This is a genomic window from Pedobacter sp. G11, from assembly GCF_003860265.1.
GTDB lineage: Bacteria > Bacteroidota > Bacteroidia > Sphingobacteriales > Sphingobacteriaceae > Pedobacter > Pedobacter agri.
The window spans coordinates 78869-96272 of record NZ_CP034190.1 but is presented as its reverse complement, the minus strand read 5'-3'; the positions used below and the strand labels follow the sequence as shown (position 1 = coordinate 96272).

Genomic DNA, 17404 nt, shown 5'->3' with positions numbered 1-17404 from the left:
CTTTATCAAATGAAAAAAATTAAATTCTGCATAGTAACTACAGTTTTATTTGCTGTGCTATTTTCATCTTGCAAAAAAAGCTTCTTAGATCAGGTACCTAGTGATTACATCAGTGAAAAGGAAGTTTTTGGAAACATCACCAACACGGAGCTTTTTGTAAATAACTTTTATACCTATATAGGCTCCTGGAATTATGGTACAGGTACTTCTTATGTAACCTCGGCCATGACAGATGAATCGAAACAAAGATGGTCTAACGGAGCCATCCTTTTTAACACGGGCTCCTGGAATCCGAGTAACTTTTCTCCACTGAGTTTAGATTGGAATAGCGCTTACGAAAAAATACGCTCCATCAATACCTTTTTGGCTAACTATGATTTAGTGCCTGAAGATCCAAACGACCCATCAAGGCGTACCCGATTAAAAGGTGAGGCTTTAATGTTAAGAGGCTATTATCATTTTATGTTATATCGCGGATGGGGTAAAATTCCTTTGATGACCGCTCCATTGGCCCCGGCTACTGATGGTGATGGTGTTTTTTTAGAGCGAAGTGATTTACCTGTAGTTGTTGCCACCATAACAAAAGACCTGGATGAGGCCATGACGCTTTTACCAGAAAAACATAGCAGCAATGGTTTATGGGGTAGAGCCACCAAAACAATATGCATGGCTATTAAATCAAGACTTAATTTGTATTACGCAAGTAAGTTATCAAATCCTAATAATGAACTGGGTAGATGGCAGAATGCAGCGACAGTTTCTAAACAAGCATTAGATATGGCCTTAGCAAACGGATATGCTTTGTTGCCTAAATATGCAGATGTATTTCTAAGCTATGCCAATAACGAAATTATATGGGGAAGAAATATGGGAACTGGTACCGGCAGTTCTGGTATTGACCAGGTAATGCAACCATTAGGTTATAGTGGCTGGACTAACAGCGGTCCGATACAAGATTTGGTTGATGATTATGAAATGAAAACAGGTGTGCCAATTAAAGCTGCCGGTTCTGGTTGGGATCCAAAACACCCTTATAAGGATAGAGACCCTAGGTTTTACGCCACAATTTTACATCCAGGTGCAAGATGGAAAAACCGTACCATCAACATTTACAGTAACGATAAAGATAACGCAGCAGAACCAGGAACTAATTACTGGTGGAGGAAGTATATGACAGAAGGTTTGACATTATCAACTGGTGCTGGGGGTTCAAACAAATCATTTTCATTATTCAGATTGGCAGAATTATACCTGAATTATGCCGAAGCACAAAATGAAGCTGTTGGCGCTGATTTGAATGTTTACAATGCCATCAATGCCATCAGAGCCAGAGCAGGAATGCCTAACATTCCAGCTGGTTTATCGCAAGCGCAAATGAGAGAAGTGATTAGACATGAAAGAAGAATTGAATTGGTGTTTGAAGGTCATCGCTTTTGGGATGTGAGACGCTGGAAAATTGCAGAGATTGTTGATAACAAGCCTGTTTTTGGCGTAAACTATACGATTGCCGGTGCTACAGATACGACCTTTACATACTTTCAATCGCAAAACAGAGTGTTCGATGCTTCGAAACATTACCTAATGCCTGTTCCACAATCTGAAATAGATAAACTGGTTGGTAAAAATCCGGGTTTCACGCAAACACCAGGTTGGTAATATTCAAAACAAATTCATGCCATTGGGGCCGTTTCCATCATTGAAACGGCCCTTTTTTAAAGATTTACTAATTTTTAATTCATCGTTATGAAAAGAAATTATAACCTATTCTATATAGTCATCATCATTATATTAACCACTTTCGCCTGTAAAAAAGGCACAGGTGAAGATAATCCGATTATTCCTCCGGTTTCGCCTCCCGTTACTGGTAATATTGTCTACAAATCTGATTATGCCTATAACTTAAATGTGGTATATTTTGTGCCAAACAATGTAATAGCTAACGCTGATTATGAGGAAAGGATTAGCAAAATTTTAATTGAAGGCCAAAAGTTTATATCAAATGGGATGAAAAGCTGGGGCTTTGGCGAAAAATCTTTTGGGTTATTAAAAAATGCAGAAAACACACGTGTAAAAATTCACTTAATTAAAGCTCCTCTAAATAGTGATGCCTATGCAAATTATCCTGCAATTGAAACTTTGGTTAAAGCCTATTTCCAACAAAACCCACAAGAGTTAAAAAGTGAACATTACCTGGTGCTAACGGCATCAAATAAAAAGTATGATGAAGGCGAAACCGATACACATGCAATACCTTATTATGGAGTAGGCCGTTGGTGTTATGCCGTAGATTTTCCAGGTTTAAAATATGAAAACTTAGGAAAACCAGGTAGTGTTGGAGACAAGGCTACTGTTTACATTGGCGGTATGTTGCACGAGTTAGGCCACGGAATTAACTTGCCGCATAACGGACCTAGCGCATCTCAAGCTGCAAATCCAGCTTTCGGGATGACATTAATGGGGTCTGGTAATTACACTTATGGAAAATCGCCCACGTTTTTGAGTTACTTCGATGCGGCTACACTTAATAATTGTCAGATTTTTAGCAAAGAGGTGAAAACATTTTATGGTGCCGTAACTTCTAAAGTTACCGAAATCGATGCCAAGTACTTAAACGGCGAAATTATCGTTTCAGGAAAATATACATCTAGCAACCCAGCCAGCCACATCACGTTTAGAAATATTGAAAGTTCTGACCCTGATGGTTATGCATCGATTACTTTTACCACCAAGCCTGGTGCCGATAATTCGTTCAGTGTAAAGATGCCGGTATCAGAATTCATAAAAAAAGGTAATAGTAATTATACCTTGCAAATCTTTTTTCATCATGAAAACGGCACAAATACGAGTACAAGTTATGCTTATAAATTTGCTGATAATATTCCTGTAATTGATTTTGGAGACCGCACACTTCTGGCTAGAACAGGTTGGACCATCAGTGGCTTTTCTACAGCTCAGGGAAGTTTTGCTGCAACAAATGTTTTGGATGGCAATGCAAATACCTATTGGCATACCTCGTGGGATAATGCTCAGCTCCATCCGCATTTTATCACGATAAAAACGGGAGCTTCAGCGGTGACAGCTAATGGCTTGTCTATTAATACCCGGCAAGATACGCAGGCAGGTGCAGGCAAAATAAAAGATTTTAGAATTGAAACCAGTAATGATGGAACCAATTGGACTACCGTATATAACGGAACAATGGCGTTAAATGGTGTTCAATACTTTTCATTTAATGGTGCTAAAACTTTTAATTATATAAAAATTGTTTCGTTAAATGATTATTTGGGTGAGAAATTCGCTTCCTTGTCGGAAGTTAATTTGTACTAATAGTCCCTTAAAATAGAAAGGAGCGTCATTATTTTTTGTGCTCCTTTCTTAAAACTACTTCAAAAGTATTTTATAGTTCAACTTTTCTATACACATGATTATTTATAAAAGAAGATTATTATTTGTAATCCTATTGCTCATTGGCTCTTCCACTATTAAGGCTCAAGACTTCAATTCGGTTAAGTCTATCGCAGAGCGAAGAGTGCCTTGGTTAGCAAAATCCCTAAAATTATCTAAACTTGTTTCCAGTGAAAAAGATGTTTTTGAACTCAGTTCTGACGGGAAAGAAGTTTTCATAGCTGCAACAAATGCAAATGCTGCTGCACAAGGATTGGGCTGGTACTTAAAATACTATTGCAATAGAAGTTTATCTCATTTGGGAAATAATCTTTCGCCGGTATCAAAATTACCGGTAATTAAAGATAAGGTAAAAATTAGCTCTCCTTTTCAATACCGTTATGCCTTAAATTATTGCACCATTAATTATTCGTTTAGTTTTTACAGATGGGAAGATTGGGAGAAAGAATTAGATTGGATGGCGTTAAACGGCGTAAATATAATGCTGGCGCCAATGGGCACTGAACTCGTTTGGTACAATACTTTAATTAAACTGGGTTATACAGATGCCGATGCAAAAGCATTTATTCCTGGTCCGGCATTTACAGCCTGGTGGTTGATGGGAAATTTAGAAGGATGGGGAGGAACAAACAGTTTGCAATTGATGCAGCTGCAATCAAATATTCAGAAAAAGGTGCTTTCCAGAATGAAAGAATTGGAAATTGACCCGATTCTGCAAGGCTTTTATGGCATGGTGCCACATGATTTGAATAAAAAGGTTGCCGCACTAAAAGATGCACAAATTATTGACCAAGGTAATTGGGTGTTCACGGAGTTTATCCGTCCGGCTATTTTAGCTCCAACGAATGATAAGTTTAATACCGTAGCTGACGTTTATTATAGCGAACTGAAAAAACTTTACGGAAGTGATATCAAATTTTTCGGTGGAGAACCTTTTCACGAAGGAGGTAAAAAGGGCGGAGTGGATATTACTGCTGTGGCGAAAAGCGTTCAGGATGTAATGCAGAAGAACTTTCCAAACAGTACCTGGGTGTTGCAGGGATGGCAAAACAATCCGGCAGATGCACTACTGGCTGGTTTAAAAAAAGAAAACACTTTAATAATAGAACTTTTCGGTGAAAATACTTCTAACTGGGAGCAGCGAAAAGGTTATGGAGGTACAAATTTCATTTGGTCTAACGTGAGTAATTTTGGAGAAAAGAATGGCTTATATGGTCGTTTGCAACGTTTCTTAGATGAAGTTTATAGAATTAAGCAAAGCCCGTATAAAGATTACCTAAAAGGCGTAGGCATTATCCCCGAAGGAATAAATAATAATCCTGTAGCATACGATTTAATGTTGGATATTGCCTGGAGAAACGAAAAACCTTCACTTGATAAATGGATTACAGATTATACCACTTACAGATACGGAAGCTACAACAAAGATATTGCTGATGCCTGGAAAGTGTTTACAGAAACGGTTTACAGTAGTCCGGTAAATGAAAAAGGTAAAATTGTTTATCAGGAGGGCCCATCAGAAAGTATTTATTGTGCAAGACCATCGTTAAAAGTTAATCCGGTATCATCGTGGGGTACACGTAAACGCAATTACGATACTAAACTTTTTAAACAAGCTGTTGCGCTGTTTATCAAAGCTGAAGCACAATTTAAAAATTCTGAAACTTACCAAACGGATAAAACGGATTTTTTAAGACAAGTAATGGCCGATAAAGGCGATCAAGCTTACGACGAATTGATTAATGCCATTCAGGCGAAAGACAAAAATGCGATAAAAGAGAAAGGTAACCATTTTCTAACCATGATTTTGCAGCAAGATAGTTTGCTCAACAATAATCATTTTTTCACTTTGAACAGATGGCTAAACCAAGCAGTAGCATTGGGGAAAGGCTTGCCGGATGCAAAGAATATTTTGTTTAATGCAAAAGCGCAGATTACTTTTTGGGGTCCGGATAATAATCCAAAAACAACGTTGAGAGATTATGCACACAAAGAATGGGGAGGTTTATTATCATCTTTATATTACAACCGCTGGAAGCTTTTTATAGATGATGCCCTGAATGATAAGATCACGCCGGCCAGTACTTTCTACGATATGGAAGTTGAATGGTCAAAAGATTCAAATCTATATCCTATTAAAAAATTAAAACAAAGTAAATTATTGGCTATACAGAGAAGCATATTGGAGTAGGTATAGTGATTTGGGGTGTTGATTTAACTTGTCTGATCATCCCTTTTTTTAACCAACATCTTCATGTTACCTTCACAAGATTGCTTCTTGCTCGCAATGACGAAATAGCATAAAACAAAAAATGCCGCTTAAATATTTAAGCGGCATTTTTTATAAATTAAATCGAAAATTATTTCTTCGCGTATTTGAATTTAGAACCGATGAAACGAGCATTCTCGCCTAATTCTTCTTCAATACGTAATAATTGATTGTATTTTGCAATCCTGTCAGAACGTGAAGCTGAACCAGTTTTGATTTGACCACAGTTCAATGCAACCGCTAAATCTGCAATCGTAACATCTTCAGTTTCGCCAGAACGGTGACTCATTACCGAAGTATAACCACTGTTTTGTGCTAAAGTAACCGCGTTAATGGTTTCAGTTAAAGAACCGATTTGATTTACTTTTACCAGGATTGAGTTTGCAGTAGCCTCATCAATACCACGTTGTAAACGCGTAACGTTAGTTACAAATAAATCGTCACCTACCAATTGAACACGGTCGCCAACTTTATCAGTTAAGCTTTTCCAGCCTGTCCAGTCGTTTTCATCCATACCATCCTCAATAGAAATAATTGGATATTTTGCAGAAAGGTCAGCTAAATATTGTGCTTGCTCTTCGCTAGAACGAATTACACCAGTAGCACCTTCAAATTTAGTATAATCGTATTTACCATCTTTGTAAAACTCAGATGAAGCACAATCTAAAGCTAAACAGATTTGAGAACCCGGTTTGTAACCAGCCGTTTCAATTGCTTTCAATACTGTTTCAATTGCATCTTCAGTACCATCAAAAGTAGGAGCGAAACCACCTTCATCACCCACAGCAGTAGATAAACCTCTATCGTGAAGAATTTTCTTTAAGCTATGGAAAACTTCAGTTCCCCAACGTAAAGCCTCAGAGAAAGACGGTGCACCAACAGGCATAATCATAAACTCCTGGAATGCGATAGGGGCATCAGAGTGAGAACCACCATTGATGATGTTCATCATTGGAATTGGCAAGGTATTCGCGTTAACACCACCAATGTAACGGTATAAAGGCTGGCCAATCTCATCAGCAGCAGCTTTAGCAACGGCTAAAGAAACACCTAAAATTGCATTGGCACCTAAGTTACCTTTGTTTTCAGTACCATCAAGTTCCAACATTAATTTATCAATTGCGTTTTGTTCAAAAACATCGATACCTCTTAGAGCAGTAGCAATTTTAGTATTTACATTTTCAACCGCTTTTAAAACGCCTTTACCTAAATATGTAGATTTATCACCATCACGCAATTCAACGGCTTCATATTGACCGGTAGATGCACCGCTTGGTACAGCTGCACGACCAAAAGCACCTGCTTCGGTTACTACTTCTACTTCTATTGTTGGATTTCCTCTCGAGTCGAGGATTTGTCTCGCATGGACATTAACAATTATGCTCATTTTATTTGATTTTTGTTGATTTTTTTAACCTGCTTAGTGTACAAAGTACAATTACTAAGCTTAACTTCAAAGTTAGTATATTTTTTAAATAAATAAAGTGTTTTAACGGTTAATGTTACGATCGTAACTTTATCGTTTTGGAGTCCTAAAATTTTGCATAAAAAGTATTTAAAGAACTTATTGGCGATGTTAATCTGATCAAAAATAAAGCTTAGCCAAAAACTATTTTTTGCTGATTTTCAGTTAGGTATATCGCATCGGTTTTAAACATAATCGGATTTTGCTGAGAATATTTATTGTAACAAGTTAATGGCAACAAAAAAGCCGTAGTTGGTAAACTACGACTTAGATTAAAAAGTTATTGTCAGGCAGCCCGATTGCCGCTAATTCAATTTCTCTAGTTCTGCTTTTACAAATTCGGCCAGTTCTTTCACATAATCTGCACTAAAATCAAATTTGATTCCTGCCGTTTCGTAAATTTCATTCATTGGTTTCGTGTAACCCAATGATAGTGCCGCTAAATATTGATCTAATGCCTTTGAAGGATTTTCTTTATAATTTTTCCAAACCGCGATAGCACCTAATTGTGCAATGGCGTATTCAATATAATAAAATGGCACTTCAAATAAGTGAAGTTGTTTTTGCCATACATTGCCAAATTGTTGTTCCAATCCGTTCCAGTCGGCAAAGCCTGCTCCAAAACGGTTGTAAATCTGTTTAAAAGTTTCTTCTCGGTCTGCTGCGGTATGGTCCGGATTGGTATAAATCCAATGTTGAAACTGATCGATTACGGCAACCCAAGGCAATGTTTTTAAAACATCGGCCAGTTGTTCTTTCTTTGCACGAATTAAATCTTCTTCATTATCGAAATAGACATCCCAATTATCCATTGAGATCAATTCCATACTCATTGAAGCCAGTTCAGCTACCTCTGACGGGCAATGCTTAAAATCATTTAATTCTAAATTGGCGGTAAGAAAAGTATGAATCGCATGACCACCTTCGTGAACCATGGTTGTTAAATCGCGAAGAGAATTGGCTGAATTCATAAATATGAAAGGTGCTCCGGTTTCTGCCAATGGATAATTATATCCACCCGGCGCTTTTCCTTTCCGGCTTTCTACGTCAAAAAGATTATTCGCCTTCATTGTAGCTAACTTTAGCCCAAGTTTTTCATCAATCGCATTAAAACAAGCAATACTTTTATCAATTAATTCTTCGCCATTATTGAAAGGTTTTAAAGCTGGTTTACCGCTTACACTCACTTCCAAATCCCAAGGCTTTAGAGTTTCTAAACCCAAAGCCTCACGGCGTTTTTCAGCTTGTTCTTTTAAAATGGGAACAATTTCCTTTTCAATGGCATTAGCAAAATCATAACAATCCTGAGGCGTATAATCAAAACGACCCAAAGCCTGGAACATATAATCACGATAGTTTTCAAAACCGGCATTTAGCGCTACCTGATTCCGTAATTTAATCAGTTCATCAAACAAAATGTTTAAGTCATCCTTATCAATCAAACGACGCTGTTGAATAGTTTTCCAGGCATTTTCGCGAACTTCGCGATTTAAATCTTTAATGAATATTGATGCCTGTTCAAGTGTATATTCCTGTCCGTTGATTTCCACACTCATGGCACCAGTGATACTTTGGTATTTTTGCTGTTTCACCTGCAATTGTGTAAATAGCTCAATATTTTCCTCACGGTAAATTTCCAAAGCCTTTTTAATCGCTCTGCTGTAAACGAAAAACTTTTCTTTATCCAGATCATCCATAAACGGACTTTCGACAAATTTTTTATTCAGCTCGTTCGATAGAGGGGAAATTTTCGGCTCAATTTCTTCAGCGAAATACTGGAAGTTTTTAACCAATTCTTCATTCGCCGTGTCGCAGCTCATTTTGATATATCTCCAGGCGAAATCTTCTTCCAGGGCAGCTTCCAGTTCAGAACGATCTTTCAGCCATTGTTCCAATTCATCCACATTGTTAATTTCGCGGCTTTGCAATTCGCTAAACAGTGGCTCAAGGCTTTCCCATGTGATGGTTAGGTTATGAGGGATATATTTTCTGGTCTTTTTTTCTATAATCATGGTTTCTTTATTTGTTGCATGCGAGCATGAGTAATTGAAGGAATAATCTAAAAATATCTAAAATCTATATTTAATTATTGTGTGAATGAACCGTTCGGTACAATATCCGCTCATTCACAATTTACTCATTCAAACCTTGTTCATATGCTATTATTTATTTCGTTCTAATATAAGCATCAATCAAAAAGCAAATGGCAAATACTACCGATGCATAGCCATTTAAGGTTTGAAAGGCTCTGTTAACTTTACTAATATCGTTTGGTTTTACAAGCAGGTGTTGATATACCAGCATCGAGCAGAAAAATACAATTCCGACATAATAAACCCAGCTAAACTCGGTGAAAAATACGGGTAAAATAACGCAAGCTGCCGATAAAATATGGAGCAAAACCGACACATGAAGTGCATTTTTAATGCCAAGAGTTGAAGGGATAGAATGTAATTTTTCCTCACGGTCGAAATCTTCATCCTGCAGGGCATAAATAATATCAAATCCACTCACCCAAAATAATACGGTTAAAGAATATAATACCGGAACCAAAGCAAAATGACCGGTAACTGCAATGTAGGCGCCAATAGGGGCTAGTGATAATCCTAAACCTAAAACCAAGTGGCAAAGTGCCGTAAATCTTTTGGTATAGCTATAAAATAATACAACAAATAATGCTACTGGCGATAAATAAAAACAAAGTGGATTAATGAAATAGGTGGCTACAGAAAAAAGTACGCAGTTAACAATTACAAATATCAATGCCTCTTTAGCCGAAACTTTTCCAGCCGGAATATCACGCATTTTTGTACGTGGATTTTTGGCATCAATATTTCGATCAAGGTAGCGGTTAAACGCCATGGCAGAATTTCTTGCGAAAACCATGCATAGCAGAACCAAAATTAACTTATACCAGGAGAAGGGATTTTCAGTAGTGGTTACACCCAGGAAAAATCCAATCATGGCAAACGGTAAAGCAAAAACTGAGTGAGCGAATAATACGAGTGAAAAGTATTTTTTCATTGATGAGAAAGGGTTAACTATACAAATCGGTTAACTGGTTAATTGTGTTAATTGGAACAATGGTTTGATCGGTCATGGATGATAGCTGCAAGGGCAGAAAAATCATGCTTTAAATTTAATTAGCAGCTAAATCATACACTTTCAAGTTTAAGCAATGATCTAATAGTCTTGTATTATTAAACTATAACGCATTGATCAATGAACTAATGACCAAAAACAAATAAACATTTAAAATTTCTTATAATCTGTTGGGAGAACGAAATCCTGGTTTACTTCAGTGATAAAATTTAAAACATCATCTTTCCCATTTCCTTTTTCTGCTGATGTAATAAATGTAGCCGGAATTTCCTCAAAAAATTCACCTAGTTTTTTCTTAAAAGCGGCTACGTTTTTTTGTGTAGTTGTCATCCCTTGTTTATCAGCTTTTGTAAAAATCAGCGAAAAAGGAATTTGTTTCTCTCCAAGCCAGTAACAAAACTCAATATCTATCTGCTGCGGATCTAATCTGCTGTCAATTAGCACAAAAACACATTGCAAACTTTCTCTTTTGGTAATGTAAGCCCGAATAAACTTTTCCCATTTCTCTCTGCTTGTTTTAGAAACTTTGGCGTAACCATAACCAGGTAAATCTACGATATACCATTTTTCATTTACTAAAAAATGATTAATCAATTGTGTTTTGCCAGGGCGTTGAGAAGTTTTTGCTAATCCATGCTGATTAACCAACATGTTAATTAGTGAAGATTTTCCAACGTTAGAGCGGCCAATAAAAGCATACTCGGGCATAGTTGGGGGCGGTAATGCCGAAATCTGGGTGTTGCTGCAAACAAATGTTGCCGTTTTGATAACCATATTGCAAAGGTAGGGTTTTGAGTCGGAAGTGCGAAGAAGGAAGTCGGTCGTCTAAATTGCATATTCTCGTGGAAATGTAAAGTTTAAATTGCCGAATGCGTTTTGATGCTGCTGACTTCGGACTCCAGGCGAAAGACTCACGACTTTTTCCCTATCTTTGCCACATATCATGAATCAGAATATCACTCCATATCAAGTAGAAGATGCAACCAAAAAAGAACAGGTTGCAACGATGTTTAATAACATTTCAGGTACTTACGATTTTTTAAACCATTTTCTTTCTCTTGGGATAGACGTTTTATGGCGTAAAATGGCGATCAAAGAACTTGTTTCAATCCAACCCAGGAATTTGCTTGATGTGGCTACCGGAACCGGCGATTTTGCTTTCGAAGCAATTAAAAAACTTCATCCGGAGAAAGTAATCGGCGTTGATATTTCTGAAGGAATGCTCGAAGTAGCGAAGAAAAAAATTAACGAACGTAGTTTAAATGAAGTTTTTACCGTTCAGGTAGGCGATTCAGAGGGCTTGCATTTTGAAACCAATTCTTTTGATGCAATAACCTGTGCCTACGGTGTTCGTAACTTCGAAAATCTTGAAAAAGGTTTGGCCGACATGTACCGCGTATTAAAACCTGGCGGCAAAATGGTTATTCTGGAGTTTTCGAAGCCAAGGGTTTTTCCTGTTAAACAGCTTTACAACTTTTACTTTTTATATGTAACCCCATTCTTCGGGAAACTTTTTTCTAAAGATGCCCGGGCCTACACTTATTTACCAGAATCGGTTGCCGCTTTCCCTGATGGAAAGGATTTTACGGGGTTGATGGATAAAGTTGGTTTCAAAAGTACCAAACAAAGAATTTTAACGTTTGGAATAAGTTCAATATACGTCGGTACTAAATGATAAAAAAAATAAGCCTGATTCTTTCGTTGTGTACTTTGTCAACATTAACTTTTGCCCAAAACTGGGGAGGAGGGATAGATGATGAAGATTGGAGCTTCGGGTTTAATTTTCAATATATCTCTGCAGAATATAAAATTCTTAAAAAAGATAACTGGCGCTCACCTTTTTATGAGGTCCCAAACTCGTTAGAAGTTTCTTACGATTCGAATTCTGGTTTGCCGGTCACCAGTGCATTAAATTCCATTTCCAGTAAACCTTCGCAGGGTTTTGGTTTAGGTTTCGTGATGAACAGGAGGATAGCTGAAAATTTTGATATCAGGGCTACACCTTCATTAATTTTTAGTGATCGGGTGGTCACTTATGAATATTTACCGATGGAGTCGATCACGGTGGGGAACGGTCAAGTGAAAAATTTTCAAAGCGTTATCGATAAAAAGGTTCAGGCTACCATGTTCGAATTCCCTTTAGGGTTAAAAGTGAAGTCTAATAGAATGAATAATTTTCGGGCTTATTGGTTAGGTGGCGCCAAATATTCTATTGATATTGCTTCAAAGAAAAAGTTCTTTGACGAAGGTGAAACACCGATAAATAAATTTTTAAAGAACAGACGGAATTACCTTTCTTACGAAACCGGAATCGGATTTGACTTATTTTTCGAATATTTCAAAATGTCGCCTGAAATCAAGCTGGCGTATTCTACCAATGACCTCCTTCAGCATGATAATACCGTTTATGCAAATCCGATTGATAAGTTAAAATTACGTCAATTAACGTTCAGTTTAATTTTTCAATAGCCGTACAATTCAAAAAAACTTACCTTTGCTTGCCTATCTAAATCAAAGGCTGTTATAGCTTATTTGGTTTACTGAAGCTAAATTATTCATATATGGCTAAAATTGCATTAATTACAGGCGCAACTTCTGGTATTGGCGAGGCTTGCGCACATACTTTTGCTCAACAAGGTTATCATCTCATTCTTCTTGCCCGTCGCGAAGACAGACTTGCAAAATTGTCGCACCACTTAGCAGATAAATATGCAGTTGAAATTAAACAGGTTTTGACTGATGTTCGTGATAAAGAAAAATTATCAGCAGCGCTGGAAGTTTTACCAGCAGAATGGAAAAAGATTGATGTTTTGGTAAACAATGCGGGTTTAAGCCAGGGATTGGATCCAATTGATAAAGGAAACACTGATGATTGGGATACGATGATCGATACCAATGTAAAGGGGCTGCTTTATGTAACTAAAATTGTTTCCAACTGGATGATTCCAAACAAATCGGGTCACATTGTGAATATTGGCTCAATTGCAGGTAAAGAGGTTTATCCTAACGGAAATGTATATTGTGCCAGCAAACACGCGGTTGACGCACTGAGTAAAGGCATGCGAATCGATCTTCTGCCTCACGGTATTAAGGTTACTGAAATTAATCCCGGAATGGTAGAAACGGAATTTTCTGTTGTGCGTTTTAAAGGTGATGAAGAGCGGGCAAAAAAGGTTTACGAAAACCTAGAGCCATTAATTGCAGATGATATTGCTGATGCCATTTGGTATGTGGTTAGCCGCCCAAAGCACGTAAACATTAATGATATGTTAATTATGCCAACCGTACAGGCAACAGCTACGATTATAGATAGGAAATAGTTGTTTGGCTTTTTTAGTGGGGTGGGCATTAACTAACACTGAAAGCTAAAAGACAAAATATCCAAAAAACGAAAAAACCAATGATACAAATAGATCAGGAAATAAAGAAAGCCATGTTGGCTAAAGATAACGCACAATTAAGAGGATTAAGAGCCATTAAAGCTGCGCTGCTTTTGGCTAAAACCGAGAAAGGTTCCTCAGAAGAAATTACTGAAGAAACTGAGTTGAAAATCCTACAGAAGTTAATCAAACAACGTCGTGAGTCTGCAGATATTTATAAATCTCAAAACCGTGAAGATTTATTTCAGGTAGAGGAAGAGGAAATTGCGGTAATTAATCAGTTTTTGCCTAAGCAGTTAGATAGGGCTGAAGTTGAATTGATTATTGAGCAGGTAATCAAACAATCTGGCGCTACATCGGTTAAAGATATGGGTAAGGTAATGGGCCTGGCCAACAAGGAATTGGCAGGCAAAGCTGATGGTAAATTAATTGCTGAGATTGTAAAAGAAAAGCTTGCTTAATGGAGTTGAAAGCTGAAAATTAACAGGGAAATCGAACCTTAAAATAAATTTCTTCATACACGATGTCGCGTTTAGATAATTTAAATAGGGTTTTTATACCGTTTTCAGTTTTATTTCAGAAAAATGGCATAGAAATGCGAAAATTTAATTTTACTCTACTAACTTAGTGCACAATACCATCTAGAATATATATGACTTACGAGATAATAGAAGAAGACGGATTTAAATACATCGAAGCTGGAAAAGGCCAGACGCTGGTATTGCTACACGGCCTAATGGGCGAATTAAGCAACTGGGAGCTTGTTATTGAACAGTTTAAAGATCGTTATCATGTTGTTATCCCAATTTTACCTATTTACGAATTGCCGATTTTAACTTTAGGTGTTAAAGCTCTATCCAGATATTTACATCGTTTTTTAAAGTTTAAAAAATTAAATCAGGTTGTTTTGGTTGGTAATTCTTTGGGCGGTCATGTTGGTTTGGTTTTTACCGTTGCCCATCAGGAATTCGTGAAGGCTTTGGTGTTAACAGGTAGTTCTGGTTTATACGAAAATGCTTTCGGAGGCTCATTTCCTCGCAGAGAGAGTTATGATTACATCAAAGAAAAAGTAGAATTTACATTTTACGATCCGGCTACGGCGACCAAAGCGCTTGTTGATGATGTGTTTAAAACAGTAAATGACCGATCGCGTGTCATCAGGATTTTAACCATGGCCAAATCTGCCATTCGCCATAATATGGCAAAAGAACTATCAAAAATTACTATCCCGGTTTCATTAATCTGGGGTAAAAACGATAAGGTTACACCACCGGAAGTGGCAGAGGAATTTCATCAGCTGTTGCCCAATTCTGAGTTGAACTGGGTTGATCAATGTGGTCATGCGCCAATGATGGAACATCCGGAGATATTTAACGCCTACCTGGAGAAGTTTTTAGATAGAATTTTATTAAAATAATGTTTGCTGCAGAAATCATATCGAATGCTATCCCATCATTGAGAACCGATGATACTGTGCAAAATGCTTTAGATCGTATGAACGAATTTAAACTTAAGCATTTGCCTGTTGTAAACGAGGTTGCTTTTTTGGGTCTTGTGTCGGAAGATGATTTGCAAAGCATTCATAATCACGATATCCTCTTGTCGGATCCTGCGGTAAATATGCTAAATGCCTTTACCTTAAGCGATGCACATACTTATGATGTAATTCGTTTAATGAGTCAGCTTAAGCTTACCGCTGTACCAGTGCTCGATCAGCAGAAAAACTATGTTGGTTTAGTATCGATAAATAACATGGTAGATGCCGTTGCAGCGCAGTATGCGGTAAATGAGCCAGGAGGTATTATTGTGCTGGAAATTAGCAACCGCGATAATTCTCTGGCGCATATTTCACAAATCGTAGAAGCAGATAATGCTCAGATTTTATCTTCCTATGTTAATTCTTTTAACGATTCTACCCGGATGGAGGTAACGTTGAAAGTAAATAAAACAGAAATTACTTCACTTGTTGCTTCTTTTGAACGATATGATTATCTGGTAAAAGAAGTTTATAACAATACCCAAATTGATGATGGTTCTCAAGAACGATATGATTCCTTCATGAACTATTTAAATGTATAAGGCTACTTTATGAGGATTGCAATTTACGGAAGAGATTTTAACGATACGGTTTTGCCTTACGTACAGGAGGTTTTTGATCATTTGGCAACACACCAGATTCAGCCCGTTTTATATTCGAAATTTAAAACATCTCTTCACGGTAAAATAAAACTGCCTTCCAACACCATTATTTTTCACAACCATAAAGAACTGAAAGAAAATGCAGATGTTTTATTAAGTTTAGGGGGTGATGGAACATTGCTAGATACACTTTCATTAATCCGCAATTCCAATATTCCGGTTATTGGAATTAATTTTGGCCGATTAGGTTTTTTGGCTAGTATCAATAAAAATGAAATAGAATCGGCATTAAATGCGCTGATAAATGGTGAATATACTTTAGATACGAGATCGCTTTTAGTGCTAGAATCGGATAATGGTTTGTTTGGCGAAGAAAATTTCGCATTAAACGACATTACCATTCACAGACGTGATAATTCGGCAATGATGATTATTCATGCTTCAATGAATGATGAATTTATCAACTCGTACTGGGCAGATGGTTTAATTATCGCTACGCCAACCGGTTCAACTGCTTACTCATTAAGTTGTGGCGGTCCTATTATTTATCCGGATTCTGAAAATTTTGTAGTTACCCCAATTGCACCGCATAATCTAAATGTACGCCCGGTAGTAGTGCCGGATGATAATAAATTATCGTTCGAAGTAGAAGCCAGAGAATCAAAATTTCTGGTATCATGCGATAGCAGAACCGTTACGGTAGAAAGATCAGTTAAAATATCAATAAAAAAAGCCGACTTTTGTATAAATCTTATTCGACTTAACAATGAAACTTATTTAAACACGTTAAGGAATAAATTATTATGGGGAATTGATACCCGTAACTACTAAGTATGACGCTAAACAAATTCCTGTTAATCATCTCTTTTCTTACCATTTCCGAGCAAGTTGTTCACGCTCAGGAAGGTAACTGGGAAATCGGCCTTATGGGTGGAGGAGCAGGCTATATGGGCGATTTAAATCAAAATAACCCTTTGCAAATTAGTGGATTATCGGGTGGTTTGTATGCTAAAAGAAATTTTAATCAATATTTAGGTGTTCGTTTAAACTATACTTATGGCCAAATTCAAGCCAAAGATTCTGAATCAAACAATGCCCAGTTCAGAGATCGCAATTTAAGTTTTAATACTTCTCTAAATGAAATAAGTGCCCTGGTTGATTTCAATTTTTTTAATTTTAAGCTTGGTGGTGGTACGCGTCAGTTTACGCCCTACCTTTTTACAGGGGCAGGATTTGTAGCATTTAAACCTAAGTTTAAATACGATGGAGAAACCTATCGGCTCGATCGGTTAGCTACTGAGGGGCAAGAGGAGGGATATAAAAATGCTGTTTTAACTATTCCATACGGCGTTGGTTTGCGCTACAATTATAAAGATACCTGGAGTGTATTTACAGAATTAGGCTACCGAACACCGCTAACTGATTATATCGACGATGTGAGTGGAAGATATCCTGGCCTGGAAAGACAGGTAGTTGTTGGCAATCCTTCCATAAATTTATCCGATCCATCTATCGGTCAGATTGGTGTACCTGGTACACAAAGAGGTGATTTTAGAAAAAGGGACACTTATCTATTTGTTAGTGTTGGCATATCTTTTACCTTTGTATCCTCAAAATGCTACTCGTTTTAAGCTGATTTTGACA

15 protein-coding genes are annotated in these 17404 nt (G+C 37.2%); 11 read left to right on the top strand and 4 right to left on the bottom strand.

Annotation, left to right across the window (positions count from 1 at the left end; translation table 11 throughout):
- The first annotated feature begins 9 nt into the window (after positions 1–9).
- From EA772_RS00390 to EA772_RS00380, 3 genes are all read left to right on the top strand, one after another.
- Positions 10–1656 (top strand): RagB/SusD family nutrient uptake outer membrane protein, encoded by a 1647-nt coding sequence (locus EA772_RS00390; protein ID WP_124910760.1) that lies wholly within the window; start codon positions 10–12, stop codon positions 1654–1656.
- Between the two features lie 87 nt (positions 1657–1743).
- A complete protein-coding gene (locus EA772_RS00385) occupies positions 1744–3327 on the top strand; it encodes a discoidin domain-containing protein (protein WP_124910759.1) in 1584 nt (527 codons plus the stop codon).
- A 94-nt stretch (positions 3328–3421) separates the two neighbouring features.
- On the top strand, positions 3422–5596 hold the full coding sequence (locus EA772_RS00380; RefSeq protein WP_210405062.1) for an alpha-N-acetylglucosaminidase: 2175 nt from the start codon (positions 3422–3424) through the stop codon (positions 5594–5596).
- Positions 5597–5765: 169 nt separating this feature from the next.
- Here the strand turns inward: EA772_RS00380 and eno are convergent, their stop codons facing one another.
- From eno to yihA, 4 genes are all read right to left on the bottom strand, one after another.
- Entirely contained in the window at positions 5766–7061 is a 1296-nt protein-coding gene (gene eno / locus EA772_RS00375) for a phosphopyruvate hydratase (protein WP_116170781.1), read from the bottom strand.
- A 383-nt stretch (positions 7062–7444) separates the two neighbouring features.
- Positions 7445–9151 carry a M3 family oligoendopeptidase gene (locus EA772_RS00370; RefSeq protein ID WP_124910758.1) on the bottom strand — a complete coding sequence of 569 codons (1707 nt, stop codon included), beginning with the start codon at positions 9149–9151 and terminating at the stop codon, positions 7445–7447.
- 154 nt (positions 9152–9305) lie between these two features.
- Complete coding sequence (locus tag EA772_RS00365; RefSeq protein WP_124910757.1) at positions 9306–10163, bottom strand: UbiA-like polyprenyltransferase; 858 nt, start codon at positions 10161–10163, stop codon at positions 9306–9308.
- A 228-nt stretch (positions 10164–10391) separates the two neighbouring features.
- Complete coding sequence (yihA, locus tag EA772_RS00360; RefSeq protein WP_124910756.1) at positions 10392–11015, bottom strand: ribosome biogenesis GTP-binding protein YihA/YsxC; 624 nt, start codon at positions 11013–11015, stop codon at positions 10392–10394.
- Between the two features lie 169 nt (positions 11016–11184).
- Here yihA and ubiE point away from each other — a divergent pair, with 169 nt between their 5' ends.
- The 8 genes from ubiE (at position 11185) to EA772_RS00320 (ending at position 17391) form a co-directional block, all read left to right on the top strand.
- Positions 11185–11916 (top strand): bifunctional demethylmenaquinone methyltransferase/2-methoxy-6-polyprenyl-1,4-benzoquinol methylase UbiE, encoded by a 732-nt coding sequence (gene ubiE, locus EA772_RS00355; RefSeq protein ID WP_210405061.1) that lies wholly within the window; start codon positions 11185–11187, stop codon positions 11914–11916.
- Positions 11913–12710 carry an outer membrane beta-barrel protein gene (locus EA772_RS00350; protein ID WP_010599486.1) on the top strand — a complete coding sequence of 266 codons (798 nt, stop codon included), beginning with the start codon at positions 11913–11915 and terminating at the stop codon, positions 12708–12710. Before ubiE ends, EA772_RS00350 begins: the two co-directional genes overlap by 4 nt.
- A 92-nt stretch (positions 12711–12802) precedes the next feature.
- Complete coding sequence (locus EA772_RS00345) at positions 12803–13561, top strand: SDR family oxidoreductase (protein WP_010599487.1); 759 nt, start codon at positions 12803–12805, stop codon at positions 13559–13561.
- Positions 13562–13641: 80 nt separating this feature from the next.
- Positions 13642–14082: a GatB/YqeY domain-containing protein gene (locus tag EA772_RS00340; protein ID WP_010599488.1), complete on the top strand. Its 441-nt coding sequence runs from the start codon at positions 13642–13644 to the stop codon at positions 14080–14082.
- Positions 14083–14273: 191 nt separating this feature from the next.
- The gene (locus EA772_RS00335) at positions 14274–15038 is read left to right on the top strand and encodes an alpha/beta fold hydrolase (RefSeq protein ID WP_010599489.1); all 765 of its coding nucleotides are present in this window, start codon (positions 14274–14276) and stop codon (positions 15036–15038) included.
- Complete coding sequence (locus tag EA772_RS00330; protein ID WP_010599490.1) at positions 15038–15700, top strand: CBS domain-containing protein; 663 nt, start codon at positions 15038–15040, stop codon at positions 15698–15700. Before EA772_RS00335 ends, EA772_RS00330 begins: the two co-directional genes overlap by 1 nt.
- 9 nt (positions 15701–15709) lie before the next feature.
- A complete protein-coding gene (locus EA772_RS00325) occupies positions 15710–16591 on the top strand; it encodes an NAD kinase (protein WP_124910755.1) in 882 nt (293 codons plus the stop codon).
- Between the two features lie 2 nt (positions 16592–16593).
- A complete protein-coding gene (locus tag EA772_RS00320; protein ID WP_124910754.1) occupies positions 16594–17391 on the top strand; it encodes a DUF6089 family protein in 798 nt (265 codons plus the stop codon).
- Positions 17392–17404: the final 13 nt, after the last annotated feature.